This window comes from Streptomyces marianii (assembly GCF_005795905.1).
GTDB classification, from domain to species: Bacteria; Actinomycetota; Actinomycetes; order Streptomycetales; family Streptomycetaceae; genus Streptomyces; species Streptomyces marianii.
Genome location: NZ_VAWE01000001.1, coordinates 5,213,139 through 5,238,768, shown reverse-complemented (window position 1 = coordinate 5,238,768; position 25,630 = coordinate 5,213,139). Strand labels below are relative to the sequence as shown.

Below are 25,630 nucleotides of genomic sequence, written 5' to 3'. Positions count from 1 at the left end.
GTGCCGGACGGCTCGGCCGAGCGGCCGCGCCGCCTCCCGGACGTCCGGACCGCTTCCGGCGTCGGAACGTCGGAACGGGAGCGGTATCGGGAGCCGGCGCGGCGGAGCGACGGCGCCCGGAGGCGTCAGGAGTATCGCGCAGGCCCGGGAGACCGGCCGACGAGGCGGAACGGCGACTCCTGGGAGCGCCCGGCGCGGCGCGGTCCGACCGGGACCACGGTGACCACGAGTCCGTCGGCGCCGTCGGGGCACACGTCCAGCCGGTACGGACGCAACCCCCGCAGACCATGGGCCTGCCGGGCCGCGGTTCCGGGCGCCACGGCGGCCATGTGCCCGGTTCCCGGCAGCACCGTGCTCAGCCCGATCCGGGTAAGGCCCGGCGGGAAAGCCTCGGCGGGGATCCGCACCTCGATCTCCGTACCGGCTCCGTCGGAGGCCGCCCGCAACAGGATGCGGCCGGCCTCCGGGCTGCCGGTGAGCCGGACCGGGCGCACGCCGAGGGCCCCGAGGTGCGGCAGCGGAGTACGGGCGGTGACGACGAGGGTGTGACGGGCGGTGCCGGTGCGCCGCCAGTCCGCGGAGACGAGGTCGGTGCGCAGGGGTGGTACGCCGTGCGCCGCTTCGTAGCGGAGCACCGAGAGCAGCCCGGCCTCGTCACCGGCGCGCACGTACGAGAGCCGGAGCCGGAGTCCCGGCCGCAGCCCGGCCAGCACCGCGTCCCCGAGATGGTCGGCGACCAGCCGGCGGACCCCGGCGAACACCCGGCGGCGCACCGGTTCCGGCGCCTTGAGGAGGGCGGGACCGGTCAGCACCTCGCCCTCGTGGGCGAAGTGCCGCAGGTGGAAGCCGTCGCCGAGGGGGCCTGGCCCGGTGAAGCGCGCGGTGACGGCCATCGCCGCGGCCGTCCCGCGCAGCAGGTCCTCCAGGCCGCCCGGTTCCCCGGCGGCGGCGGTCAGGGCCACCTGGGAGTTGCTCCCCTCAGGACCGGGGCGGCGGCCGGGGCGCGGGCCGGGGACACCGGCGAAGCGGAAGTCGTAGTCGGCCAGCACGGCGACGCCGCGCGACCGGAAGAGCGCTTCGAGGGTGAACGCCTGCTCGGCGAGACCGGCCGGCACGTCCTCGGCGAACCGCAGCCCGTGGCGCAGCAGCGGCTCCCGGCGGAACAACTTGGCAGTGGACAGCTCCCACGGCAGCCCGGGCTCGTCGAGGGGGACGCGGTGCCGGGTACGGGCGAATACTCCCGAGCCCGAGCCCGAGCCCGCGACCCTGGCGCAGACGACGTCGGCTCCGTGGTCGTCCGCCGCGTCGACCAGCCTGGAGAGGGCTTCCCGGCCGAGGAGTTCGCCCGCGTCGAGGAAGAACAGATATCGGCCGCGGGCGCGTGCCAGGGCCTGGTTGAGCGTGCCGGTGCGCTCGACGCTGAGGGGTTCCGCCCGCGACCGGGTGGCGTCGGAGGGTGCCCGGAGCCGACCGCTCGACGGCGTCGGCCCTCCGCCGTACGGCGACGCCGACGGCCGTGACGAGGACGGCCGTGACGAGGACGGAGCCGGGGGTGCGTCCTGCGGCGGCTCCGCCGCCGGCAACCAGTGCACACCGTCCGCCGGCGAACCGGGCTCGACGTCCCCCGGCAACCGGCGCACGCAGGTCGGCGACGGCCGTGGCCCACCTTCCGTGGGGCGCGGCGCCCCGTCCGCGACCAGTACCTCGATCCGGGTCGCATCGATGGTCTGGCCCGCGAGGGATTCCAGACACCGGCCGATACCCCGACGGTCTGCCTCGCGGACCGCGACGACGACGGTGACGTCGGGTGCATCCGTACCGTCCGGGTCTTCGGGAACGGCCGGGATGCCGGCGTTGCTCGATGAGCTCATGGCGCGTCCTCCACACCCGCGGGCACTCCGCGCCCGCCGCCACAGCAACGACCCTCTCCCGGCGGGGGCTACGCGCCGGGGGGCCGATCACCCACCCGGTGGAGCGCGTGCTCCGGCGCGCGGCGGGGTGATGAACGCGAGCTCCCCGCAGGCGCTGAGCCGGGCGCGCCGTCGCGCGCCGAGGCCGCACCCGCGCACCACCGCTCCGTGGCAGCCGCCACACACACCAGGCCCAACCCACGCGGGAACGAACCCGCCAAGCGGCCGAGCGCGCCCTCAAACGTGCGCACCACCCCACAAGCACGCCGAACAAGCCGAGGCAACACCCGCGCACCACCGCTCCATGGCAGCCACCACACACACCAGGCCCAACCCACGCGGGAACGAACCCGCCAAGCGGCCGAGCGCGCCCCCAAACGTGCGCACCACGCCACAGCCGCGCCGAACAGGCCGAGGCGGACGCGTACTCGACACTCCGGACCCGGCCGGCTCCCGACGCGCCGAACCCGCCCCCGCAGGTCAGCCGCGGGTGAGCGCCGCGACCACCGATGCGGCCAGGTCGTCCAGGTACCCCTTGGGCAGATCGCCGCGCACGACCACGAGCCGCCAGTACAACGGGCCGAGGATCAGGTCCAGTGCGCGGTCGGCGTCGGCCGTCTCCGGGAGCTCACCCCTGGCCACCGCGTCCCGGACGACGACCGCGGCGACGCCCTGCTGGCTGTCGAACAGGGCGGCCCTGATGGTGTCGGCGATCTCCGGGTTGCGGGCGGCCTCGACCAGCAGGTCCGGGATGACCCGGGAGGCGACAGGATGGCGCAGCGCGTGCGAGGCCACCTCGAGGAGCGCGCGGACGTCCCCGTAGAGCGAGCCGGTCGCCGGGGCGGGGAGGCCCTGCGCGGCGAAGGCCGAGACCAGGTCGAGGACGAGGGAGAGCTTGGACTTCCAGCGCCGGTAGACGGCGGTCTTGCCGACGCCCGCCCGGCGGGCGATGCCCTCGATCGACATCCGGGCGAAGCCGACCGTGGCGAGTTCCTCGAAGACGGCGGCGCGGATCGCCTCGGTCACGTCCTCCCGGAGCACTGCGGCTCCCGCGGGCGCGCGTCGGGTGCGGGGGTCCGTGGTCATGCCCGGGAGCATACCCGCGACGACGGGACGGTTGCGTTGCGACGTCGATCCTCCTAGTCTCCACGTAGCGACGATACGGATCCGTCCCAACGTTGGCGTTTCGGCCGTGCCCTCCCTCCGACCCCGGCGAAAGCGAGCGAGTGACCAGCGTGAGCAGCCAGACGACCACCCCGCCGCAGGCGCCACCGGCGGAATCCCCCAGCCTCGGCGAACTCGCCGCCCGGCACGGGCTGACCGCGAGCGGCGCGCGACCGCCGCTCGGCACGTACATCGCCCGGCTGTGGACCCGGCGGCACTTCATCACCGCCTTCGCCACCGCGCGGCTCACCGCCCAGTACAGCCAGGCGAAGCTCGGTCAGGTCTGGCAGCTGATGACCCCGCTGCTCAACGCGACCGTCTACTACTTCGTCTTCGGCGTCCTCATGGACACCGGGAAGCACGTCCCGGACTTCGTGCCGTTCCTGGTGACGGGCGTGTTCATCTGGACCTTCACCGCCAACTCCATCACCGTGGGCACCCGCGCCATCTCGGGCAACATCGGCCTCGTGAGGGCCCTGCACTTTCCCCGCGCCGCACTCCCCATCGGGCTCGCCCTGCAGCAGCTTCAGCAGCTGCTGTTCTCCATGGGCGCCCTGGCGGTGATCCTGATGTGCTTCGGCGAGTTCCCGACGTCGTCCTGGCTGCTGGCCGTGCCCGCCCTCGCGCTCCAGGCCGTCTTCAGCACCGGTGTCGCGATGGTCGTCGCCCGCCTCGCGGCCCGCACCCCGGACATCGCCCAGTTGATGCCGTTCCTGCTGCGCACCTGGATGTACGTGTCCGGCGTGATGTGGAGCATCCCCGCAGTTCTCAAGCACATGGAGTTGCCCGAGGCGGTGGTCCTGGCCCTGCGGTGCAACCCCGTGGCCGTCTACATCGACCTCGTGCGCTTCGCGCTCATCGACAGCTACACCAAGGCCCAGTTGCCGCCGCACGTCTGGGCACTCGCCCTCGGCTGGGCCGTGCTCCTCGGAGTGGGCGGCTTCGTGTACTTCTGGAAAGCGGAGGAGCAGTACGGCCGTGGCTGACGCAGCGATCGACCGGCCGGCGGGACCGGCGGACACCGCTCCGGCCGGGGGCACCGGGACCGGCAGCACCCCGACCGTCGTCGTGGACGACGTCCACATCACGTACCAGGTCAACGGCGCGAAGACCGGCCGCGGGGCCGCCACCGCCGCGCTGAGCCGCATCCTCTCCCGCCGCCCCCGCCGGGACGGCGGCCGCGAGGTCCACGCCGTCAAGGGCGTCAGCTTCGTCGCCCGCGAGGGCGAGGCGATCGGGCTGATCGGCTCCAACGGCTCGGGCAAGTCCACCCTGCTGAAGGCGATCGCCGGTCTGCTGCCCACGGCCCGGGGCCGGATCTACACCCATGGCCAGCCGTCGCTGCTCGGGGTCAACGCGGCCCTGATGGGCGATCTGACCGGTGAGCGCAACGTCGTCCTCGGCGGCCTCGCGATGGGCATGACGCGCGACGAGGTCCACGCCCGCTACGACGAGATCGTGGACTTCTCGGGGATCAACGACAAGGGCGACTTCATCTCACTGCCGATGCGGACGTACTCCTCGGGCATGGCCGCCCGGCTGCGTTTCTCCATCGCCGCCGCCAAGAGCCATGACGTGCTGCTGATCGACGAGGCGCTGGCCACGGGTGACGCCGGATTCCAGCGGCGGAGCCAGCAACGTATCGCCGAACTGCGCGAGGAGGCCGGCACGGTGTTCCTCGTCAGCCACAGCAACTCCGCGATCACCACCACCTGCGACCGGGCGCTGTGGCTGGAGTCCGGGACGCTGCGGATGGACGGCCCGGCGAAGGAGGTCGTCGCGGCGTACGAGGCCTTCACCAGGAAGAAGTAGCGAGGAATCCCGGGTCGACGTCACCCCGCTCGGCAGCGGGATCGTCCTCGTCCGCAACGGACTGCTCCGGACTGCTCCTCGCCGCCGCGGCGCTGTCCGCCCGCGGGCTGTGGGCGGACACGGCCTGACGCGGAAGGGGGCGCCCACCACGACGGTGGACGCCCCCTTCACCCATTCGGTGAGGCCGGTCAGCTGGGAGTTCGCAGCAACTGCCGCATCGTGCGCATGGCGACCGAGAGGTTCGCCAGGTCGAAGGTGTCCGATCCCTGGATCTCCTCCAGCGTCATCCGGGCACGGCCCAGGATCGAGGCGTTCTTCTCCTCCCACGCCTTGAAGCGCTGCTCCGGCGTCGAGGCCCCGTTGCCCACGGCGAGCACGTCCGCGGTGAGCGCGGCGTGCGCGGCGTACAGGTCCTCGCGGATGGAGGCACGGGCCATGGACTGCCAGCGGTCGGCCCGCGGCAGCTCGATGATCCGATCCATCAGCTCGGTGATCCGCAGCCGGTCTGCCAGGTCGTAGTAGACCTCGGCGACGGCGAGCGGCTCCTTGCCCGTGCGGTCCGCGATGGCCACGATGTCGAGCGTGGGGAAGGCGGACGAGAATCCGGCCACCCGCGTGGCCAGCTCCTTCGGCACACCGGCGGCCGTGAACTCCTCCAGCAGCCCCTCGTACCACTCCAGGTCGGCGCCGCTGAGCATCTTCGGCAGCTCGGCCCAGACCTGCTCGACGCGGGACGCGAAGAACTCGATCGTCTCCGTCAGCTCCAGCGGCTGCGGCCGGTTGCCGAGCAGCCAGCGGGTGCCGCGTTCGACGAGACGGCGCGAGTGCAGCCGCATCCGGGTCTGGACGTCGGCGGCGACCTTGGTGTCCAGTGCCTCCACGGCGTCCCACACCTCGCCGAGGCCGAAGATCGCGCGGGCCGCGGTCTGCGCCCGGACGATCTCCTCGACCGACGCCCCGGTCTCCTCGCGCAGCCGGTGCAGGAAGGTCGAACCACCCGTGTTCACGGTGTCGTTGACCAGGACCGTCGTGACGATCTCGCGGCGCAGCGCGTGGCCGTCGACCGCCTCGGGGAACTGCTCACGCAGCGGCTTCGGGAAGTACGCGTGCAGCAGTCCCCGCAGATACGGGTCGTCCGGCAGCGAGGTGCCGATCAGCTCCTCCGCCACCGTGATCTTGGTGTAGGCGAGCAGGACGGCGAGCTCGGGCTGCGACAGACCGTGGCGGTTGTTGAGCAGCTCGCGGATCTGCCGGTCGTTCGGCAGGAACTCCAGCGCCCGGTCCAACGCACCCTCCCGGCCCAGCCGGCGCATGAAGCGCTGGTGGGCGTGGAGCAGGCTCGGCGACTGGGCTACGGCGTTGGCCAGGGCCACGTTCTGCGCGTAGTTGTTGCGCAGGACCAGCCCGCCGACCTCGTCGGTCATCTCGGCGAGCAGCTTGTTGCGCTGCTTCACGGTCATGTCGCCCTCGGCGACGAGGCCGTTCAGCAGGATCTTGATGTTCACCTCGTGGTCGGAGGTGTCCACGCCGGCACTGTTGTCGATGGCGTCGGTGTTGACCCGGCCGCCGCCGCGTGCGAACTCGATGCGGCCCAGCTGGGTCAGGCCCAGGTTGCCGCCCTCACCGACGACCTTGACCCGCAGGTTCTCTCCGTTGACGCGGATGGCGTCGTTCGCCTTGTCGCCGACGTCGGCGTTGGACTCGCTCGACGCCTTGACGTACGTGCCGATGCCGCCGTTCCACAGCAGGTCCACCGGCGCCTGCAGGATCGCCTTCATCAGCTCGGCCGGCGTCAGCTTCGTGACCCCGGGCTCGATGCCGAGGGCCTCGCGGACCTGCGCGTTGACCGGGATCGACTTGGCGGTCCTGGGGTGGATGCCGCCGCCCGGCGACAGCAGCCCGGTGTCGTAGTCCGCCCACGAGGAGCGGGGCAGCTCGAACAGCCGGCGGCGCTCGGCGTAGGAGACGGCCGCGTCCGGGTCGGGGTCGATGAAGATGTGGCGGTGGTCGAAGGCCGCGACCAGCCGGATGTGCTCCGAGAGGAGCATCCCGTTGCCGAACACGTCACCCGACATGTCGCCGACGCCGACCACGGTGAAGTCCTCGTTCTGGGTGTCGTGGCCGAGTTCGCGGAAGTGCCGCTTGACGGACTCCCACGCACCGCGGGCCGTGATGCCCATGCCCTTGTGGTCGTAACCGGCCGAACCACCGGATGCGAAGGCGTCGCCGAGCCAGAAGTTGTAGGCGATCGCGACCTCGTTGGCGATGTCGGAGAACGTCGCCGTGCCCTTGTCGGCCGCGACGACCAGATACGTGTCGTCGCCGTCGTGGCGCACCACGTCGGCCGGCGGCACGACCTCGCCGCCCACCATGTTGTCGGTGATGTCGAGCAGCGCCGAGATGAACGTGCGGTAGGAGGCGATGCCCTCCGCCAGCCACGCCTCGCGGTCCGCGGACGGGTCCGGGAGCTGCTTGGCGACGAAGCCGCCCTTGGCGCCCACCGGCACGATGACGGTGTTCTTCACCATCTGCGCCTTGACCAGGCCGAGGATCTCGGTGCGGAAGTCCTCGCGCCGGTCGGACCAGCGCAGACCGCCGCGGGCGACCTTCCCGTAGCGCAGGTGCACGCCCTCGACGCGCGGCGAGTACACCCAGATCTCGTACGCAGGACGCGGCGCCGGCAGGTCCGGGATGGCCTGCGGGTCGAACTTCATCGACACGTAGCTGTGCCAGGTGCCGCCGCCCGCCTCCTGGAAGAAGTTGGTGCGCAGGGTGGCCTTGATCAGAGTGAGGAAGGAACGCAGGATCCGGTCCTCGTCGAGCGAGGCGACCTGGTCCAGCGCGGCGTCCAGCTCCTCCAGCAGGGCGTCCGTCAGCTCGGTGCCGGCCCGCTGGCGGTCCGGGGCCATCCTGGCCTCGAACAGGTTGATCAGCAGCCGCGTGGTGTGGACGTTGTTGAGGAGCGTGTCCTCCATGTAGTCCTGGCTGAAGGTGGACCCTGCCTGGCGCAGGTACTTGGCGTACGCGCGCAACACCGTCGCCTCGCGCCAGGTGAGCCCGGCCCGCAGCACCAGCGAGTTGAACGTGTCGTTCTCGGCGGCCCCGGTCCACACGGCCGAGAACGCGTCCTGGAACCGCTCGCGGGCGTCGTCGCCCAGGTACTCCCCGCCGTTGCCCGCGGTCGGCATCCGCAGACCGAAGTCGTAGACCCAGCCGTGGGTGCGGTCCGCGCAGCGCAGCTCGTACGGGCGCTCGTCGATGACCTCGACGCCGAGCCGGTTGAGGACCGGCAGCACCGACGACAGCGAGACCTGCTCGCCGAAGCGGTAGATCTTGAAGCGGCGCTCGTCGGGCGCGGCCCCCACCGGCTCGTACAGGGACAGCGAGAAGTCCTTGCCGGACCGGGTGAGCTGCTCCAGGTGCACGAGGTCGGCGACGGCGGCGCGCGGCGAGTGGTCGGCCTTGTAGCCCTCGGGGAAGGCGCTGGCGTACTTGCGCGACAGTTCGGCGGCGCGCTCCTCGCCCAGTTCGGCGTTGAGCGCCTCGGTGAAGCCGTCGGCCCAGGAGCGGGCGGCCTCGGCCAGCCGGGCCTCCAGCCGCTCCTTGTCGGCGTCGGTGAGGTGGGTCAGCTCGGTGCCGGACGGGACACGGACGACGAAGTGGAGCCGGGTGAGCACCGACTCGGTGCTCATCAGGGTGAAGTCGGCGCTGGTGCCGCCGAGATCCTCCTTCAGGATCCCGGTCAGCCGCTCGCGAACGGTGGTGTTGAAACGGTCGCGCGGCAGGTAGACGAGGGCCGAGTAGTAGCGGCCGTACTCCTCCTGGCGCAGGTACAGCCGCAGCCGGCGGCGCTCCTGTAGGTACAGGACCGAGGTCACGATGGAGCGCAGCTCGTCGACGGGCGTCTGGAACAGCTCGTCGCGCGGGTACGTCTCCAGGATCTGCAGCAGGTCCCGGCCGTCGTGGCTGTGCGGGGAGAAGCCGGCGCCGTCGAGGACCTCGGCCACCTTGCGGCGGATGACCGGGACCCGGCGCACGGACTCGGTGTACGCGGCCGACGAGAAAAGGCCGAGGAAGCGGCGCTCGCCGATGACGTTGCCCTCGGCGTCGAACTTCTTCACGCCGACGTAGTCGAGGTAGCTGGGGCGGTGCACGGTGGCCCGGCTGTTGGCCTTGGTCAGGATCAGCAGCTTGTGCTCGCGGGCCTTGGCCCGGGCGTCGGCGGGCAGCCGGTTGAACGAAGGACTCACGGGGTGGCCGTGGGCGTCGTCGCCGGTGTGGTGCGGGTCGGAGCGGAGGATGCCGAGGCCGGTGCCGGGGACGGCGGACAGCGCGTCGCCGTCGACCAGGTTGTACTCGCGGTAACCGAGGAACGTGAAGTGGTCGTCGGAGAGCCAGCGCAGCAGTTCGCGCGCCTCGTCGACCTCCTCCTCGCGCAGATCGCCCGGGATGGGCTCCTGCGGCAGCTCCTCGGAGATCCGCAGCGCCGCCTCGCGCATCTTCTCCCAGTCCTCGACGGCCTCGCGGACGTCGGACAGGACGCGCAGCAGGTCGGCGGTGATCTGCTTCAGGTCGGCCCGGTCCGTCTCCCGGTCGATCTCCACGTGGATCCAGGACTCGACGAGGGCGTCGTGCGGCAGTGCGGCGCCGTTCGGCTCGCCGCTGAGGACCTCGACCATCTTCCCGGTGACGTCGCGGCGGACCACGATCTGCGGGTGGATCACCACATGGATACCGCGACCCTGGCGGGACAGCTCGTTGGTGACCGAGTCGACGAGGAAGGGCATGTCGTCGGTGACGACCTCGACGACCGAGTGGCTCGAGGTCCAGCCGTTCTCCTCGACGGTCGGGGTGTGCACCCGGACGTTGGCGGTGCCCTGGGGACGGTTCTCCGCGAGGCGGTAGTGCGAGACGGCTGCTCCGAAGACGTCGACGGGGTCGCGGTCGGTGAGGTCCTCGGGTGCGGTGTGCAGGTAGTAGCGCTGGAGGAACGCGAGGATGTGGTCCCGGTCAGGGCGCTCCCCGCTGTCGGACCCAGTCGGAAGTTGCCCCCCGCCCGGGCTGTGCTCAGCTACCCGGGCCGCCCTCTCGAGCAGCTCGGTCTTGGCTTCGTCCAGCTTGGTCTGCATGTCCTCTGGCTCCTGTCGCGCGCCGTTGCGTGACGTAGGTGGAAAATATGACGCGACGCCACGACGCGGGGTCTCCGCTCGGTGTCGGCGCTGCGCCGGGGATGTCCGGACCGTGATCGGCCGATGTGGGCGTCGGGCCCGGGAGATGACCACGCGGGGCCCGGTCGAACCCGGGTCCGCAGGGAAGATCAGCTCGCACCCGGCCACTGTGGCGTACCGGGCGCGGTCCCCCAGCTGTCGCTGGGCGGTGCCTCCAGGGGGCTTCGCTGCCCCCTCGGCGTATCGCGCTGATCACGCGTCCAAGGCTATCGCCCCTCACCCCTGACCCGTCATGAGCCGTATGTGTACAAAAGCGGGGCCGGAAGTTTGACACTCTGGACAGCGACACGCGGCCTCTTGGCAAACTGCCGCGCGCGGGGCAGGTTGAGCCCTGAAGGGCCCAAGGCCGACAAATCCATACAGGGAGCAATAGCCATGAGCGTGAAGATCCTGATCGTCACCGGCGACGCAGCCGAGTCCCTGGAGGTCCTCTACCCGTACCAGCGGCTGCGCGAGGAGGGCTACGAGGTCCACGTCGCGGCCCCCGCACGCAAGAAGCTCCAGTTCGTCGTCCATGACTTCGAACCCGGCTTCGACACGTACACCGAGAAGCCCGGCTACACCTGGCCGGCCGACCTGGCGTTCTCGGAGGTCGATCCGGGAGACTACGCCGCGATCGTCATCCCGGGCGGGCGGGCTCCCGAGTACCTCCGCAACGACCCGGAGCTCCGCAAGATCCTCAAGTCCTTCTTCGACGCGGACAAGCCCGTGGCGCAGATCTGCCACGGCCCGCTGCTGACGGCGGCGACGGGCAGCCTCACGGGCCGCAGGGTGACGGCCTACCCGGCACTGGAACTCGACATGCAGGCGGCCGGCGCCTCCTTCCAGGACACCGAGGCGGTCGTGGACGGCACGCTGGTCTCCTCCCGGGCCTGGCCCGACCACCCGGCCTGGATGCGCGAGTTCCTCCAGGTACTGCGGGCGAAGGCGCCCCTGAGCTAGTTGTGTTGCCAAGGGACGTTCGCCCCGTCGCGACGCCCGGCACTGCGGGGCGCGGCGTTGCCGAATCAACCGGGCGGGCCCGCCACGGGGTCGATCCGGCGCCTGGCGATCTTCCCCTCGGCCGGAGGGCCTGGGGAGACCCCACCCCCTCGACCGGAAGGTCCGGGGAGACCCCGTGCACCGGACGCCGCTCCTCGACGGGCAGCCTTGCCCGGCGCGGCACCGGGTGTGCTGCCCTGTCGCGGCACCAGGCGGGGGTTCCGGAACCCGGTACCACGGCTGCCGGGCAGTGCCGCGGCAGGGCGGCCCCGTGCTCCGGACCGAGAGCGTGCGCGGAGCTGCGCGCACGCGGCCGCGCATGCGGTGCCGCGGTAGGGCCGGTATGCGAACGGCGGCGCAGGCGGGGCAGCCGTGGGGACCGCCAACGGAGGGCCCGAGACGACGCAGGGCGAACCGACGCGATTGCCGCACGAGCCGGCCGCGTGGACGGAGAGCGGAGAGCCCGAGGCCCCCGCCGCTACCCCACCAGTTCCTCGGCGACCTCGACCGCCTCCGCGAGGCTGTCGACGACCGGCACCCCCGCCGCCCGCAGGCTCGCCCTGCTGTGCGAGCCCCCGGTGTACAGCACCGCCTTCGCCCCCACATGCGCCGCCGCGAGCGCGTCGTCCGCCGCGTCACCGACGACCACGATCCGCTCCGGTGGCACGTTCTCCATCGCGGCCAGATGCCGCACCATGTGCTCCGCCTTGCCCGCGTGGGAGGCGCCCACGCGGCCGTCGACCCGTACGAAGCGCTCCTCGATCCCGTGGCGCCGCACGATCGGTATCAGGTGCTCGTGCGGGGCCAGCGACAGCAGCGACTGCGTACGGCCCGCCGCCTGTCGGGCGGCGAGCAGTTCCGCCGCTCCGACGGTGAGCAGGCAGGTCTCGGCCAGCCGCCAGTAGTGCCGGTGGAAGACCGCGTCCATGGCCGCCCACTCCTCGTCCGTGGGCAGGCGGCCCATCAGCCGCTCGTAGAACCGCGGCACCGGCACGCAGTACAGCTCCCGGTAGCGCTCGAGCGTGATCGGACTGAGCCCTATCTCAGCGAACGAGGCGTTCGTCGCCTCGATGACCGTGTGGATGTCATCGAGGAGTGTGCCGTTCCAGTCCCAGACCACGTGCGCGCTGTGCTTCCCCATGGCAGGCAACGGTACCGGCCGGGTCCGACAGCCATCGACGAGCGCGGGCCCGGAAGGGACCGGAGCGCCGGGAGCGGCGGGAGCGGCGGCGAGCACCGCGGCGGGGCGGCCGGACGCGCCGGGAGCGCCCGGCACACGCACTCCCGGCGCGGCGGCTTCCCCGCCGGGAGTGCGGCCTGTCTCAGTGGACGAGGCCGGGAATCTCCTGCACTCCGTACCAGAGCAGCTCATGGTCCTCCGCTCCGTCCACGACGAACTGAGCGTCGTCGTCACCGTGGTCCGCCGCCCCCAGCGCGTCCGCCGCGGCGGCCACGTCCCTCTCCGACTCCTGGGAGTCGACGTGCACCGACGCCGCCTTCGCCAACGGCACCGCGGTCGCGATGCGCACCTCGCCCAGCGAGGCCGAACCGAGCCCCGCCGCGGGGTCCGCGGTCGCGGCGTTGTCCGGGACGTCGACGGCCACGACCACCCGGCGCCGCGGCGCCCCGGGGTCGCCTGCCAGCGACCGCAGGGACGCCGCCGCGGCACGGTTCAGCGCGGCGTACTCGAGTTCCTCGATGTCGTCGGAGACGTACCACTCGCGCAGGGCGGGCGTCACCGCGTAGGCGGTCAGCGGACCGGGCCCGATCTCGCCCGCCTTGTGCGCCTGTGCGAGACCGGGGAGGGTCAGGGGAACGTAGACGCGCATGGTGGCCGCTTTCGTCGTCGGGTGAGCACCCAAGGATACGTGCGGAGTACCCCTTCGGGCTGCCCCGCGGCCCCTCCCAGGCGTCAACCTCGGACGACCGGGAGGGCGTCCGAACCGTGCCGTTCCGGGCCCCGGAGCCCGCCCATCACCCTGATAGGTGAACCTCGGTGGCTCGCCCCGGGGGCGCGGAGGGCGTTGCGGCCGCCGCCCACCGCCCCGTACAAGATCCCCACCAAGAAGTTACTTGTGAGTATCGAAGGGGCGACCGCCATGCAGCACACCTCGCCGAGGACGCCGGGGACGGGGACGGGGAAGGGGAAGGGGACGAGGCCCGGGAATCGCCACGACAGCCGCGCGCCCGGCCGTGCACCGCGACGACCCGCGGCGGCCGACCCGCGGACCTCCGCGGGTGGCCGTTCCCGCCTTCCCCGTTACTGGTTCGCAGAACGGCTGCTCTCGGTCCTCAGCGGCCACCGGCCGGTCCACTGGATGCTCGGTCACACGATCGGCCGCGCCTACGAACAGCTCGTCCGGCTCGCCCCCGGCACCCCGCTCAGCACCAACGGGCTGCGGCCCGTGCTGCGCCACTGCGACGAGTACGTCCCGCGGCCGGGCGTCATCGAGGCCTTCGCCCGGATCACCACGGGCGACCAGGTGCGCGCCATGGCCTTCCGCCTCGAGCAGGGCCCCGACCTCCGCTGGCGCTGCGCGGCCGTGGAACTCGGCGGCGAGCGTCTCACTGCCGGGGTCTGACCGCCTGCGGGCAACGCCGGTCCACGCGCAGAACCCGGGCTCCGGGCCGCACCCGGCCCGGAGCCCGGACGCCGGGCCACGCCTCCGCGCACATCGGGGCCCGGCAACGCCCGGCACGGCAACGCCCGTGGGGCCGGACACCCTGTGGTGCCCGGCCCCACGGCCCACGGCTTCACTCACTCCCGCGGTGTCACTTCTTGCGGCGGCGCCCCGCGCTCTTCTGCGCCTTGCGGCGCTCCGCGCGCGTCATGCCGTCCGACTCGGAACGGGCCGCGTCGCCGTTGGTGAAGTCGCCCTCGACGATGCCGCCCTCGCCGTCGACCGTCGGCGCCGAGAAGTGCAGCCGGTCCGGACGCTGCGGGGCGTCCAGGCCCTTCGCCCGGATCTCGGGACGGCCGGCGCCGGCGGGCACCGCGTCCTCCTTCGCCAGCGAGGTCCTCTCGGCGGAGTCCTGCACGGGGATCTCCTCGACCTGCTGCTCAACCTGGACCTCCAGGTTGAACAGGTAGCCGACGGACTCCTCCTTGATGCCGTCCATCATCGCGGTGAACATGTCGAAGCCCTCGCGCTGGTACTCCACGAGCGGGTCCTTCTGCGCCATCGCGCGCAGGCCGATGCCCTCCTGGAGGTAGTCCATCTCGTAGAGGTGCTCACGCCACTTGCGGTCCAGGACGGACAGCACCACGCGCCGCTCCAGCTCACGCATGATGTCCGAGCCGAGCTGCTTCTCGCGCTCGTCGTACTGCTCGTGGATGTCGTCCTTGATCGTCTCGCCGATGAACTCGGCGGTGACACCGGCCCGGTCGCCCGCGGCGTCCTCGAGCTCCTCGACGGTCACCTTCACCGGGTAGAGCTGCTTGAAGGCGCCCCAGAGCCGGTCCAGGTCCCACTCCTCCGCGAAGCCCTCGACGGTCTCGGCCTGGATGTAGGCGTCGATCGTGTCGTCCATGAAGTGGCGGACCTGCTCGTGCAGGTCCTCGCCCTCCAGGACGCGGCGGCGCTCGGCGTAGATGACCTTGCGCTGGCGGTTGAGCACGTCGTCGTACTTCAGGACGTTCTTCCGCGTCTCGAAGTTCTGCTGCTCGACCTGGGACTGGGCGGACGCGATCGCGCGCGTCACCATCTTGTTCTCGATCGGGACGTCGTCCGGAACGTTGGCCATGGCCATGACGCGCTCGACCATCTGCGCCTTGAACAGGCGCATCAGGTCGTCACCGAGGGAGAGGTAGAAGCGGGACTCGCCCGGGTCTCCCTGACGGCCGGAACGACCGCGCAGCTGGTTGTCGATGCGCCGCGACTCGTGCCGCTCGGTGCCGAGGACGTACAGCCCGCCGAGGGACTTGACCTCCTCGAACTCCTCCTTGACCTCGAGCTCGGCCTTCTCCAGCGCGGACGGGAGCGCCGCGGCCCACTCCTCTACGTGCTCCACCGGGTCCAGGCCCTGCCCGCGCAGCTCCGCCTCGGCCAGGTCGTCGGGGTTGCCGCCGAGCTTGATGTCCGTACCGCGGCCGGCCATGTTCGTGGCGACCGTCACGGCGCCCTTGCGGCCGGCCTGGGCCACGATCACGGCCTCGCGCTCGTGGTGCTTGGCGTTGAGGACCTCGTGCTGGATCCCGCGCTTGAGCAGCTGCTGCGAGAGGTACTCCGACTTCTCGACGGAGGTGGTGCCGACGAGGATCGGCTGTCCCTTGCGGTGCTTCTCCTCGATGTCGTCCACCACGGCGGCGAACTTGGCCACCTCGGTGCGGTAGATCAGGTCCGACTGGTCCTTGCGGACCATGGGCCGGTTCGTCGGGATCGGCACGACGCCCAGCTTGTAGATCTGGTAGAACTCGGCGGCCTCGGTCATGGCCGTACCGGTCATGCCGGAGAGCTTGTTGTAGAGGAGGAAGAAGTTCTGCAGGGTGATCGTGGCGAGCGTCTGGTTCTCGTCCTTGATGTCCACCCCTTCCTTCGCCTCGATCGCCTGGTGCATGCCCTCGTTGTAGCGGCGCCCGGCGAGGATACGGCCGGTGTGCTCGTCGACGATCATGACTTCGCCGTCGATGACGACGTAGTCCTTGTCCTTCTTGAACAGTTCCTTGGCCTTGATGGCGTTGTTCAGGTAGCCGACCAGCGGGGTGTTCACCGACTCGTAGAGGTTGTCGATGCCCAGCCAGTCCTCGACCTTCGAGACGCCGGACTCGTGGATGCCGACGGTCCGCTTCTTCTCGTCGACCTCGTAGTCGCCGGTCTCCTCGATGCCCTTCAGCGGGTTGCCGGGCTCGCCGCGGTTCAGGCGCTTCACCAGCTTGGCGAAGTCGCCGTACCACTTGGTGGCCTGGTCGGCCGGGCCGGAGATGATCAGCGGCGTACGGGCCTCGTCGACGAGGATGGAGTCGACCTCGTCGACGATCGCGAAGTTGTGTCCGCGCTGGACGAGCTCGTCCTTGGACCAGGCCATGTTGTCGCGGAGGTAGTCGAAGCCGAACTCGTTGTTCGTGCCGTACGTGATGTCGCACGCGTACTGCTCGCGGCGCTGCGCGGGCGTCATGTTGGCGAGGATGCAACCGACGCTCAGACCGAGGAACCGGTGCACGCGGCCCATCATCTCGGAGTCGCGCTCGGCCAGGTAGTCGTTGACCGTGATCAGGTGCACGCCCTTGCCGGACAGCGCGTTCAGATACGCCGGGAGCGTACCGACGAGGGTCTTGCCCTCACCGGTCTTCATCTCCGCGACATAACCCAGGTGGAGCGCGGCGCCGCCCATCAGCTGGACGTCGTAGTGACGCTGGCCGAGAACGCGCTTGGCGGCCTCACGGACCGTGGCGAACGCCTCGGGCAGCAGGTCGTCCAGGCTCTCGCCGTCGGCGAAGCGCTCCTTGTACTCGTCGGTGAGGGCCCGCAACTCGGCGTCGGAGAGGTTGACGAAGTCTTCCTCGATGGAGTTGACCTGGTCCGCGATGCGGTGCAGTTTGCGCAGGATCTTGCCTTCGCCTGCACGCATGAGCTTGTTGAAGACGGACACTGAGGTTGGTCTCCTTGCCGGTCGGGCCTGGCACTGGGTCGTATGGACACTGGCGCGGGCACGGCAGGTGGTCCCCACCGCATCGGCCATCGTAAGCGAGGACGGTGCCACGCCGGGAGAGCCGCAGTGCCCCGGGGACGACTGCCGCGTGTCTGGAGAACGCGCGGGAGGCCCGGAAAGTGCCGCTGATCTCGAAAAGTGTTCGCACGGCCGACGGAGAGTGACCAGAATTCGGCCATGGAGCCCATCACTCTCACCACCGACCGGCTGCGGCTGAGCCCCTTCACCCCGGGAGACGCCGAAGAGGTCCGCGCCGCATGTCAGGACCCCGACATCCAGCGCTGGATCCCGGTCCCCTCGCCGTACGAACTGCGGCACGCCGAGGAGTTCATCCAGGTCACCGTGCCCGCGGGCTGGCGCGACGACAACGAGTACGCCCTCTCCGTGCGTCCGCGCGAAGGCGGCGCCCTGATCGCCTCCACGAGCCTGCACCACCCCCGCTCGGGCTCCTGGGAGATCGGCTTCTGGACGGCCAAGGAACACCGTGGCCGCGGCTACGCGACCGAAGTGACGCTCGCCATGGCCCGCTGGGCCTTCACGCGGCTGGACTGCACCCGGCTGGAGTGGCGCGCCGAGGTGGGCAACACGGGCTCGCGCGCCGTCGCCGAGAAGGCCGGGTTCACCGTCGAGGGCGTCCAGCGCGCGGGTTTCCACGGCCGGGGCACCCTGCGGGACTGCTGGATCGCCTCGCTGCTCCCCTCGGACCTCGGGCTGCCGTGCCCGGTCCCCTATCTGCCGGCGAGGGCGTGAGGCACCACACCGGCGTCGGTCTGCCGAGGTGCGCAGGACGCCGCCCCGGTCCCGGCCTCCGCGGAAGCCCGGCCGGGATCCCGCGGCCCGCGGCGACTGTCGGTGGAGCCCTCTAAGGTGCGGAGCATGAACACCGCGCCGCCCGCAGCTGCCGAACTGTCCGCCGACGAGGCCCGCCGTATCGCGCTGCGGGCCCAGGGGTTCCTGGGCGCCCCCGACCGCAAGGGCGGTGTGCGGGGAGTCCTGCGCCACCTCGGCGCCGTGCAGCTCGACACGATCTCCGTGCTGGCGCGCTCGCACGAACTGATTCCGTACGCCCGCCTCGGCGCCGTCGGCCGCAAGGCCGTCGAGGGTGCCTACTGGACCGATGGCCATGCCTTCGAGTACTGGTCGCACGCGGCCTGCATACTCCCCGTCGAGGAGTGGCCCCACTTCGCGTTCCGCCGCCGCGCCTACCGCGCCCGTCCGCAGTGGTACCACGACCTGCCGGACGGGGCGTACGAGCGGGTGGTCGGCCAGCTGCGCGACGAGGGCCCGCTGACCGCCACCGAACTGGGCGGGGCGAAGAACGGCGGTCCGTGGTGGGACTGGTCGGAGGCCAAGGTCGCCGTCGAGCGGGCGCTGATGTACGGAGAGGTGGTGTGCACGGAGCGGCGTGGCTGGAAGCGGGTGTACGACCTCGCCGAGCGGGCCGTCCCCGATGCCGTACTCCACGACGATCTGGACGACCGGGAGTGCCTGCGCCGGCTGGTGCTGCTGGCGGGACGGTCGCTGGGGGTGGGCACCCGCGCGGACATCGCGGACTACCACCGGCTGAAGGGGGAGCAGTTCGACGCGGTGGTCGAGGACTCCGGGCTGGTTCCGGTCCGCGTCGAGGGCTGGGACAAGCCGGCGTGGGCCGACCCGGAGGCACTCGCGACGGAACCTCGAGGCCGCCACCGCACGACGCTGCTGTCGCCGTTCGACTCACTGGTCTGGGAGCGGGCGCGCACCGAGCGGATCTTCGGCTTCACCCATCGCCTGGAGGCGTACGTCCCGAAGCAGAAGCGGGTGCACGGCTACTTCGCGATGCCGCTGCTGTCCGGCGGGCGGCTGCTGGGGCGGGTCGACCCCGCGCGTGAGGGGACGACCCTGATCGCCAGGCAGATCTCGCTGGAGACGCCGAAAGCGGTCCGGCCGATGGCTCAGGCGCTGCTGGAGGCGGCTCAGTGGGTCGGCTGTGACGCGGTCCGTGTGGAGCGCGTCGACCGTCCGGAGCTGGCGGCGCCCCTGTCCGCCGCCCTCGGCTGAGCCGGCACCGCCGCTCAGCGGATCTCGAGGATCTTCTCGCGCATGGCGTACACCACCGCTTCCATCCTGGAGTGGAGCTGGAGCTTCTCCAGGATGTTGCGGACGTGGTTCTTCACCGTGTTCTCGGAGATGAACAACTCCTTGGCGATGTCGCGGTTGTTCATGCCCGTCGCCACCAACTTGAGGACCTCCAGCTCCCGGTCGGTCAGCCGGGGGGCGGGCACCAGGCGGCGCTCGTCGGTGCGCTGGATCATCGACTTGAACTCGGTGAGCAGCTTGGACGCCATCGACGGGCTGATCTGCGACTGCCCGTCGGCCACCGCGCGGATCGCGGTGGCCACCTCGTCGGTGGAGATCTCCTTGAGGAGGTAGCCGGTGGCACCGGCCTTGATCGCCTCGTAGAGGTCGGCCTCCTCGTCGCTGATCGTCAGCATGATGATCTTCGCACTGGGGGCGACCTCCTTGATGGAGGTGCATGCCTCGATGCCACCGCGCTTCGGCATCCGTACGTCCATGAGGACGATGTCGGGCAGCAGATCGGCGGCCTTGTCGACGGCCTCCGCACCGTCCCCGGCCTCCCCGACGACCTGGATGTCCTCCTCCTGGGCGAGGACGATCTCCAGCCCGCGGCGGAAAAGGGCGTGGTCGTCCACGACGAGCACCCGGATCGGCTCCTTGCGGGACACGTCCTGTGTGCCGTCCGCGCCGCCCGTGGCGCCGGCGTCCCCCGCCTGGTGCACCGGGCCGAAGCTGTCCGCCATCGTTCCTCCCCCTGAGGCCGTGGCCTGCGTTGGTCTGCGTTCCGCCAACCGCAGTCCACAGCACACCGGTTGGCTCGGGTCGCCATGATTCCATGCCCGTGCGCCGGTGTGGCGATCCCGCGGTGGCACAAGGATGCCCCCGGGGGCGCACGGGGCGCTCCCGGGGGCACCGTCGCCTGACGGGATCAGCCGCCGAGCGCACCACCGGCGCCGCTCGACTCGCTTCCGGCGAGGGGGTCGGTCCTCAGGTGGATGACGCCGTAGTCGTAGGCGTGCCGCCGGTAGACGACACTGGGCTCCTTGGTCTCGGAGTCGACGAAGAGATAGAAGTCGTGCCCGACCAACTCCATTTCGTAGAGCGCCTGGTCGAGCGTCATCGGAGCAGCGACGTGGTTCTTCTCCCGAACCACCAGGGGTCCTTCGCCCTGCACCTCGAGCGAGCCCATCCGGGTGGTGGGAATGGGTTCCGGCGATTCCGAGCTCACGGGTTCGCCGCTCCCGTTCAACTGGGCCACGCCCGGAACGACATCGGCGACCTCCGCTGCCGACAGCCGGCCGTTACCCCTGCGTGTGTGGCGCTTGTCGTGCTGCTTGCGCAGCCGAGCCTCCAGCTTCGCCGTGGCCAGGTCGAGCGCTGCGTACGGGTCGCCTGCCGCTGCTTCCGCCCGGATCACCGGGCCGCGTGAAAGAAGTGTGATCTCCACGCGGTCGGAACGGTCGGCCTGCCGCGGGTTGTGCTCCTTGGACACCTCGACGTCGAGGCTGATCACCTTGCCGTCGAGCTTCTGGATCTTGTCCAGCTTCAGCTTCTCGGCCACGTGCTTGCGGAACCGCTCGGGCACCTCGGTCTTGCGGCCCTTGACGACGATGTCCACGCAGAACTCCGTTCCCGGATCACTCCGCTGTTCAATTGCGGAGCATCTCCCTTTTGCACCAGGCTCCGGTGAGCACCGGAGCCTCGGACTTGGCGACTTTCACCTCCTCCTCCCCCATGGGCAAGATCGCCACCCCACCGATGTCAAAGATCTGGGTTACTTCAGGAACACCTGACCGCAACTCGGCCGTGTATTCGATGAAGGAGAGCATTCACCGTGCCTCACCACCGAACATAGCTCGCCGGGCCCCCTGTCGGCACCCGCTACCAGCGCGTACGTCCATTCGTGGCCGTTCCTGCTCTCACTACCTGCAACGTTGCAACGCCCCTGTCAGTTCCGGCTCGTTTCGAACGACAGGGACGGAGCGGCGATGACCGCGGCACTCATTCGGGCGTACTCGGAAAGGTGTCCCGAGAACGCGGCACGCAGTGCCCTCGCACCTTCGGCCAGCGATGCTCCGGTGGTCATCACATCGTCCACCAGTACGGCTCTGCGGCCCTCGAGAACCGGCCCGGCCCATGGGGTCGCCTCCAGCGCCCCGGTAATGTTCTCGAGCCGCTCCGGTGCCGTGAGACCCGACTGGTCGGACACCCGCCGGCTCTGGCGCAGCGCCGGGACGGCCCGGGCGTAGGTCCCCGCGCACCGCAGTGCCAATGCCGCAGCCACGGCGATCCGCCGTGCCGGGTCGTGCCCTCGTGCCCGCACCGTCCGGCGGGCCGACGGCACCGGTACCAGCAGCAGCGGCCCCCGTGCACCGCCGCCGTGCGGCGACGCGGCGCGGACGGCGCTCGCGAGCGCGGCACCGAGCGGACCGGCCATACCAAGCGCGCCCCGCTCCTTGTGGGCCAGCAGCACGGACCGCACCACGCCCTCGTACCGCGCCGCGGCGAACACCACCGGCAGCCCTGCGGGCTCCGGGCACGGCCGCGCCCGCGCCGGCGGCCCCGCCAGCCGCTCCGCGCACTCCTCGCACAGGGACGTACGGGCATCTCCGCAGCCCGCGCACAGCGCGGGCAGCACCAGCCCCGAGACCTCGCGCCACCACCACCTCATGGCCTCCACTGTGCCCAGCCGCGGGCAAGCGCGGGCCAGGGCTGTGGACAACCCGGGCGGCCTGTGGAGAACCTGCCCGAGGGGTGGGAGGCGGTCGGCTCGCCGAGGGACGGGCAGAGCCGGGAATCCCGTCCCGCCGAACCACGACGAGCCCCGAGGGCGTCCCGCTCCGGACCGGCGGACCCAGGTTTCGTGCGGTCCGGACCACCGGTCGCTGGCCGCGGCCCGCCCGTCCGGACCGCGTGACGAAGCCCGCGCCCGGTCGCCGCGGGACACCGGCGAGCTCAGGCGTTCAGCCCGGGTAGACCGGCCACGTCCCCTTCTCGACCATCGTCTGCCAGTTGGCGTTCGGCATCAGCCGCACCAGCCCGTCGTCCGAGACCGCCACCAGGAGCTGTTCCTCGTCCTCCGTGGCCGCCACAGCCGACACCTTGTTGAGGCCCGGAAGACCGCCTGCCGGTGTGAGGGAGCCGTCCGTCTCGATGTAGCGCACCTGCTGCACACCGCCGGTCTCCTTGCCGACCACCACGAGACGGCTCGGCCCGGCCCAGGACAGGGCGGTCACCGACTCCAGGCGCGGCGCCGCCGCCCGCAGCTCCACCACGGACACCGAGGTCTTCCCCGCTGCGTCCGTGCTCCGCTCGATCCGGCCGATCTGCAGGGTGCTCTTCCCGTCCTTGGACAGCAGCAGCGCCATGCGCACGCCGTCGGCCGACACCCGCAGCGACTCGATACGCGCGCCGTCGAGTCCGTAGACCGCGACCACCTGCGCGGGCCCCTTGCCACCCGCGAAGCGCAGCAGCCGCGGATTGGCGGGGTCCCGATCGGCGACCCACAGGTCGTTGCGGTCCCAGCTGGGCGCTGAGAGCCGGTCCGCGGCCCGGGGAGCGGCGCTCTGGGCCAGGGGCGCGGCCAGGGGCTCGTCCGAGACGATCGACGCCGCGTACAGGGACTTGCCGTCCTGCGAAACCGCCGCCGCCCGGTGCAGACTGCGTGCCACGGCGACCGTGCCGATCTCCAGCTGCCCGTCGCCGAACGGCCCTCGGACCATGGTCTTGTCTATGTTCTTCGGCTTCGTCCCCACCACGGCCATCCGGTGGTCGCTGTCGACGAAGTACACGTGGGGGCTGGGCGAGAGCCTCTCCAGCGAGTACGCGTCCGCCTGGTCGGCGGTCAGCACACAGAGCGGGGAGCCGTCGGTCCGCTGGAGCTGCACCTGCTCGACGCGGGGTGCCGCCAGTTCCCGCAGAGTGAGCAGCATCTGCGTCGCAATCCGCTTGCACACCGCTCCGCCGACGTTCGACGCCTTCTCGTTGAGCGGCACCGTCAGCTCGCCCTGGTCGTCGGGGGTCAGGGACGTGACGCCCTTCTTCAGGCCCGCGCCCTCGGGGAACGGCGAGTCCACGACCGGCGTCAGCCAGTGCGCGGGGCCCTCGAAGAGTGCCGAGATCGTCTGGGTCACCGGATCCATCCGGGTCACCGGATCCTGCCGTTGGCGGATGTACACCGGGTCCGCGACCACCGTGTTCTGCCCTGACACCCAGTAGTACTTGTTCACCGACAGGTGGTTGCGCAGGAAGTCGCTCTCCCCGAGCACGAGGCCCTGGGGAGCGGCGTCGATGCGCCACTCCTTGCCCTTGCCGTCCGGGGTGTTCTGCCGCACCAGCCGCAGCGCGCCGCTGTACTGCGTGGGCACGACCGACTTGTACTCGTGGCGGTCGACCGTCGCGATCAGCTCGCCCGACAGCGCGTAGGTCAGCTCTTCGCCCTCCTCACGACCGGGTGGGGCCGACGACTCGGGGGCCTCGGTCAGCACGGTCGTGAGCGACTCGGGCCGCCACTTCTTGGTCCAACGCTTGGTGAGGTACTTCCGGGCGGTCGCGTAGCTCGGATCGTCACTGGTCATGGCCTCCAGGAAGCCGTCGACGATCTCCTGGGGCCTGGCGCCGTCACGGGGCGGGACGGCGTACACCCGCACCTGCGAGTCCGGCCCTCGGGTGGCCCTCACCTGCTCCACGTCGCCGCTGTCCGGCATCGATGCGCAGCCGGCCAGCACGAATCCGGCGCATACGATCAGCGCCGTGACTCGTGTGGCGCGTCCGTGGCCGTACCGACGCCCCTCAGCGCCCACGAGTGGTGTCCTCCCGCTCGGAAACCTGTCCCGGGACCGCTTCAGCCGTCCCTCCGTCCCCCGTCCGCTCCGGCACCGGGCGGGCCACCACCCGGGCGCCGCTGCCGGGCAGCGCCGCCGGGTCCACCGCCGCCGACGGCGGAGTGTGCGGCGGCACCGCGGACCGGCCCGGTATCGCCAGGCCCGGACGGTGCGCACCGGGCTGCGACGGCACGGTCGACAGCCGCAGCGCCCGGTCGTTCGCCGCGTCGGCGGCGGCACGCTCACGGGCACGCCGGGAGTCCTCGGGCTCCAGCGGTATCGGCGACCCCCGCAGCGGCTCGTCCGCCGTACGCGGCAGGGTCAGCCGGAACTGCGAGCCGCCTCCGGGCTCGCCCCACGCCTGCAGCCAGCCGCCGTGCAGCCGCGCGTCCTCCACGGCGATGGACAGACCCAGGCCGGTGCCGCCCGTCGTGCGCGCCCGTGCCGGATCGGCCCGCCAGAAGCGGTTGAAGACCCGGGTCGCCTCGCCGGGCTTGAGTCCCACCCCGTAGTCCCGCACGGCCACGGCGACCGCCCCGCCGGCCGACGCCATCCGCACGACCACGTCGCGGCCCTCGCCGTGCTCGACGGCGTTGACGACGAGGTTGCGCAGCACACGCTCGATGCGCCGGGCGTCGGCCTCCGCCACCACCGGCTGCTCGTCCCCGACGACCCGGATCCGGCCGCCCTTGCGCTCCGCCAGCGGCTCGGCGCCGCCGATCACCCGGTGGACCACCTCGCGCAGGTCTATCGCCTCGGCTTCGAGGGCCGCCGCGCCCGCGTCGAACCTGCTGATCTCCAGCAGGTCCGCCAGCAGCGACTCGAACCGGTCCAGCTGGTCGGCCAGCAGCTCCGCGGAGCGCGCCGTCGCCGGATCGAAGTCGCTCCGTGCCTCGTGGATGAGGTCCGCGGCCATCCGCACCGTTGTCAGCGGCGTACGCAGCTCGTGCGACACGTCCGAGACGAAACGGCGCTGCATCCGCGACAGCTCCTCCAGCTGCTGGATCTTGTGCTGCAGGTTCTGCGCCATCTTGTTGAAGGCCTCGCCGAGCCGGGCGATGTCGTCCTCGCCGGTGACCTTCATACGCTCCTGGAGCCGTCCGGCGGACAGACGCTCGGCGATGCCAGCGGCCATCCGGACGGGCGTGACGACCTGCCGCACCACCAGCCACGCGATCGCCCCGAGCAGGACCACCACGAACAGACCCGCCGTCGCCAGCGTGCCCTTGACCAGGCTCAGCGACTCCTCCTCCTGCGTGAGCGGGAAGAGGTAGTACAGCTCGTACGAGTAGCCCGCGACGTCGTTGAGCCGCTTGCCGACGACCAGACCGGCCTCGGGTTCCTTCGGAACCGAGTACTTGATCTTGACATAGGTCTGGAACGTGCCCGTCCCCTGCGCGACCGAGCTGCGCAGCGCCTGGGGAACGCTGGTCACGTCCACGTCCCCGGACGCCCTCGGCGCCCGGCTCGTCCCGGCGTCGTCGGAGTCCGGACTCAGCGCCACTACGTGGTAGGCGCCCTGACCGCCGCTGGCCAGCTGCTTCACCAGCTCGGACCGCCAGTTCACGGAGCTGCGGCTGGGCCTGCCGTCGGTCGCGTCACCATCCTGGCCGTCGAGCGCCGAGGCCCCGCTCGCCTTCTCCTGCGCGGCCGCGAAACCACCCGTTGCCTGGCTCAGGGCGGCCTGTTCCTTGGCGTCCAGGAGTCCGTTGCGGACCTGGCCGATGACGACGAGGCCGAGTAGCAGCACGACGCCCAGCGACATCAACAGAGTCCCCGCGACCACGCGGAGCTGGATGTTGCGTCGCCACAGCCGAACGGCCGGCAGCAGCGGGCGCCTGATCCAGCGCACGAAGAGCCGGAGCACCGGCCCGCCCGGAGCACCGGCCGGCAGCAGCCGCCCACCGGGGAGGAGACGGCCGAAACGTGATGACCCGGGCCCGGCAGCCCGCCCCGTACGGACTCCCGGCCCCCCGGGCTTCGGAGCAGCGCTGCCCACGGCCAT

Annotated in this window: 18 protein-coding genes; 6 read left to right on the top strand and 12 right to left on the bottom strand. The window is 71.4% G+C overall.

Features of this window, described 5'->3' with window-relative positions:
* Positions 1-125: 125 nt before the first annotated feature.
* Together FEF34_RS23630 and FEF34_RS23625 are read right to left on the bottom strand one after the other, a co-directional pair.
* Positions 126-1,871: a glycosyltransferase gene (locus FEF34_RS23630; protein WP_138054931.1), complete on the bottom strand. Its 1,746-nt coding sequence runs from the start codon at positions 1,869-1,871 to the stop codon at positions 126-128.
* Between the two features lie 519 nt (positions 1,872-2,390).
* On the bottom strand, positions 2,391-2,996 hold the full coding sequence (locus FEF34_RS23625; protein ID WP_171053062.1) for a TetR/AcrR family transcriptional regulator: 606 nt from the start codon (positions 2,994-2,996) through the stop codon (positions 2,391-2,393).
* A 149-nt stretch (positions 2,997-3,145) separates the two neighbouring features.
* Between FEF34_RS23625 and FEF34_RS23620 the strand changes: the two genes are divergently transcribed.
* Together FEF34_RS23620 and FEF34_RS23615 are read left to right on the top strand one after the other, a co-directional pair.
* Positions 3,146-4,060 carry an ABC transporter permease gene (locus tag FEF34_RS23620; protein ID WP_407698301.1) on the top strand — a complete coding sequence of 305 codons (915 nt, stop codon included), beginning with the start codon at positions 3,146-3,148 and terminating at the stop codon, positions 4,058-4,060.
* Between the two features lie 82 nt (positions 4,061-4,142).
* Positions 4,143-4,886, top strand: coding sequence for an ABC transporter ATP-binding protein (locus FEF34_RS23615; protein WP_138057681.1), 744 nt, complete (start codon positions 4,143-4,145; stop codon positions 4,884-4,886).
* A 188-nt stretch (positions 4,887-5,074) separates the two neighbouring features.
* Here the strand turns inward: FEF34_RS23615 and FEF34_RS23610 are convergent, their stop codons facing one another.
* Positions 5,075-10,015 (bottom strand): NAD-glutamate dehydrogenase, encoded by a 4,941-nt coding sequence (locus FEF34_RS23610; protein WP_138054929.1) that lies wholly within the window; start codon positions 10,013-10,015, stop codon positions 5,075-5,077.
* A 474-nt stretch (positions 10,016-10,489) separates the two neighbouring features.
* Here FEF34_RS23610 and FEF34_RS23605 point away from each other — a divergent pair, with 474 nt between their 5' ends.
* Positions 10,490-11,056, top strand: coding sequence for a DJ-1/PfpI family protein (locus FEF34_RS23605; RefSeq protein WP_138054928.1), 567 nt, complete (start codon positions 10,490-10,492; stop codon positions 11,054-11,056).
* A 517-nt stretch (positions 11,057-11,573) separates the two neighbouring features.
* Here the strand turns inward: FEF34_RS23605 and FEF34_RS23600 are convergent.
* Positions 11,574-12,236 (bottom strand): HAD family hydrolase, encoded by a 663-nt coding sequence (locus FEF34_RS23600; protein WP_138054927.1) that lies wholly within the window; start codon positions 12,234-12,236, stop codon positions 11,574-11,576.
* Positions 12,237-12,417: 181 nt separating this feature from the next.
* The gene (locus tag FEF34_RS23595; RefSeq protein WP_138054926.1) at positions 12,418-12,924 is read right to left on the bottom strand and encodes a DUF6912 family protein; all 507 of its coding nucleotides are present in this window, start codon (positions 12,922-12,924) and stop codon (positions 12,418-12,420) included.
* A 270-nt stretch (positions 12,925-13,194) separates the two neighbouring features.
* Between FEF34_RS23595 and FEF34_RS23590 the strand changes: the two genes are divergently transcribed.
* Complete coding sequence (locus FEF34_RS23590; RefSeq protein ID WP_138057680.1) at positions 13,195-13,677, top strand: Rv3235 family protein; 483 nt, start codon at positions 13,195-13,197, stop codon at positions 13,675-13,677.
* Between the two features lie 190 nt (positions 13,678-13,867).
* Here the strand turns inward: FEF34_RS23590 and secA are convergent, their stop codons facing one another.
* Positions 13,868-16,684 carry a preprotein translocase subunit SecA gene (secA, locus tag FEF34_RS23585; protein ID WP_138054925.1) on the bottom strand — a complete coding sequence of 939 codons (2,817 nt, stop codon included), beginning with the start codon at positions 16,682-16,684 and terminating at the stop codon, positions 13,868-13,870.
* Positions 16,685-16,921: 237 nt separating this feature from the next.
* Between secA and FEF34_RS23580 the strand changes: the two genes are divergently transcribed.
* Both FEF34_RS23580 and FEF34_RS23575 read left to right on the top strand, forming a co-directional pair.
* The gene (locus tag FEF34_RS23580) at positions 16,922-17,494 is read left to right on the top strand and encodes a GNAT family N-acetyltransferase (RefSeq protein WP_138054924.1); all 573 of its coding nucleotides are present in this window, start codon (positions 16,922-16,924) and stop codon (positions 17,492-17,494) included.
* Between the two features lie 126 nt (positions 17,495-17,620).
* On the top strand, positions 17,621-18,784 hold the full coding sequence (locus tag FEF34_RS23575; protein ID WP_138054923.1) for a winged helix-turn-helix domain-containing protein: 1,164 nt from the start codon (positions 17,621-17,623) through the stop codon (positions 18,782-18,784).
* Between the two features lie 14 nt (positions 18,785-18,798).
* Here the strand turns inward: FEF34_RS23575 and FEF34_RS23570 are convergent, their stop codons facing one another.
* The 6 genes from FEF34_RS23570 to mtrB all read right to left on the bottom strand — a co-directional run bounded on the left by FEF34_RS23570 (position 18,799) and on the right by mtrB (position 25,630).
* Complete coding sequence (locus tag FEF34_RS23570; RefSeq protein ID WP_138054922.1) at positions 18,799-19,545, bottom strand: response regulator; 747 nt, start codon at positions 19,543-19,545, stop codon at positions 18,799-18,801.
* Between the two features lie 185 nt (positions 19,546-19,730).
* The gene (gene hpf / locus FEF34_RS23565) at positions 19,731-20,420 is read right to left on the bottom strand and encodes a ribosome hibernation-promoting factor, HPF/YfiA family (protein WP_138054921.1); all 690 of its coding nucleotides are present in this window, start codon (positions 20,418-20,420) and stop codon (positions 19,731-19,733) included.
* Positions 20,421-20,451: 31 nt separating this feature from the next.
* Complete coding sequence (locus FEF34_RS23560; RefSeq protein ID WP_138054920.1) at positions 20,452-20,631, bottom strand: hypothetical protein; 180 nt, start codon at positions 20,629-20,631, stop codon at positions 20,452-20,454.
* Positions 20,632-20,750: 119 nt separating this feature from the next.
* Positions 20,751-21,473, bottom strand: coding sequence for a ComF family protein (locus FEF34_RS23555; RefSeq protein ID WP_138054919.1), 723 nt, complete (start codon positions 21,471-21,473; stop codon positions 20,751-20,753).
* Positions 21,474-21,765: 292 nt separating this feature from the next.
* A complete protein-coding gene (locus FEF34_RS23550) occupies positions 21,766-23,604 on the bottom strand; it encodes an LpqB family beta-propeller domain-containing protein (RefSeq protein ID WP_138054918.1) in 1,839 nt (612 codons plus the stop codon).
* On the bottom strand, positions 23,594-25,630 hold the full coding sequence (mtrB, locus tag FEF34_RS23545; RefSeq protein ID WP_171053061.1) for an MtrAB system histidine kinase MtrB: 2,037 nt from the start codon (positions 25,628-25,630) through the stop codon (positions 23,594-23,596). Before mtrB ends, FEF34_RS23550 begins: the two co-directional genes overlap by 11 nt.

Bases quoted from the DNA above. Each gene is read 5' to 3' on its own strand.
- FEF34_RS23630 (WP_138054931.1), bottom strand. From the start codon at position 1,871: ATGAGCTCATCGAGCAACGCCGGCATCCCGGCCGTTCCCGAAGACCCG.
- FEF34_RS23625 (WP_171053062.1), bottom strand. From the start codon at position 2,996: ATGACCACGGACCCCCGCACCCGACGCGCGCCCGCGGGAGCCGCAGTG.
- FEF34_RS23610 (WP_138054929.1), bottom strand. From the start codon at position 10,015: ATGCAGACCAAGCTGGACGAAGCCAAGACCGAGCTGCTCGAGAGGGCG.
- FEF34_RS23605 (WP_138054928.1), top strand. From the start codon at position 10,490: ATGAGCGTGAAGATCCTGATCGTCACCGGCGACGCAGCCGAGTCCCTG.
- FEF34_RS23600 (WP_138054927.1), bottom strand. From the start codon at position 12,236: ATGGGGAAGCACAGCGCGCACGTGGTCTGGGACTGGAACGGCACACTC.
- FEF34_RS23595 (WP_138054926.1), bottom strand. From the start codon at position 12,924: ATGCGCGTCTACGTTCCCCTGACCCTCCCCGGTCTCGCACAGGCGCAC.
- FEF34_RS23590 (WP_138057680.1), top strand. From the start codon at position 13,195: ATGCAGCACACCTCGCCGAGGACGCCGGGGACGGGGACGGGGAAGGGG.
- FEF34_RS23580 (WP_138054924.1), top strand. From the start codon at position 16,922: ATGGAGCCCATCACTCTCACCACCGACCGGCTGCGGCTGAGCCCCTTC.
- FEF34_RS23575 (WP_138054923.1), top strand. From the start codon at position 17,621: ATGAACACCGCGCCGCCCGCAGCTGCCGAACTGTCCGCCGACGAGGCC.
- FEF34_RS23570 (WP_138054922.1), bottom strand. From the start codon at position 19,545: ATGGCGGACAGCTTCGGCCCGGTGCACCAGGCGGGGGACGCCGGCGCC.
- FEF34_RS23560 (WP_138054920.1), bottom strand. From the start codon at position 20,631: ATGCTCTCCTTCATCGAATACACGGCCGAGTTGCGGTCAGGTGTTCCT.
- FEF34_RS23555 (WP_138054919.1), bottom strand. From the start codon at position 21,473: ATGAGGTGGTGGTGGCGCGAGGTCTCGGGGCTGGTGCTGCCCGCGCTG.
- mtrB (WP_171053061.1), bottom strand. From the start codon at position 25,630: ATGGCCGTGGGCAGCGCTGCTCCGAAGCCCGGGGGGCCGGGAGTCCGT.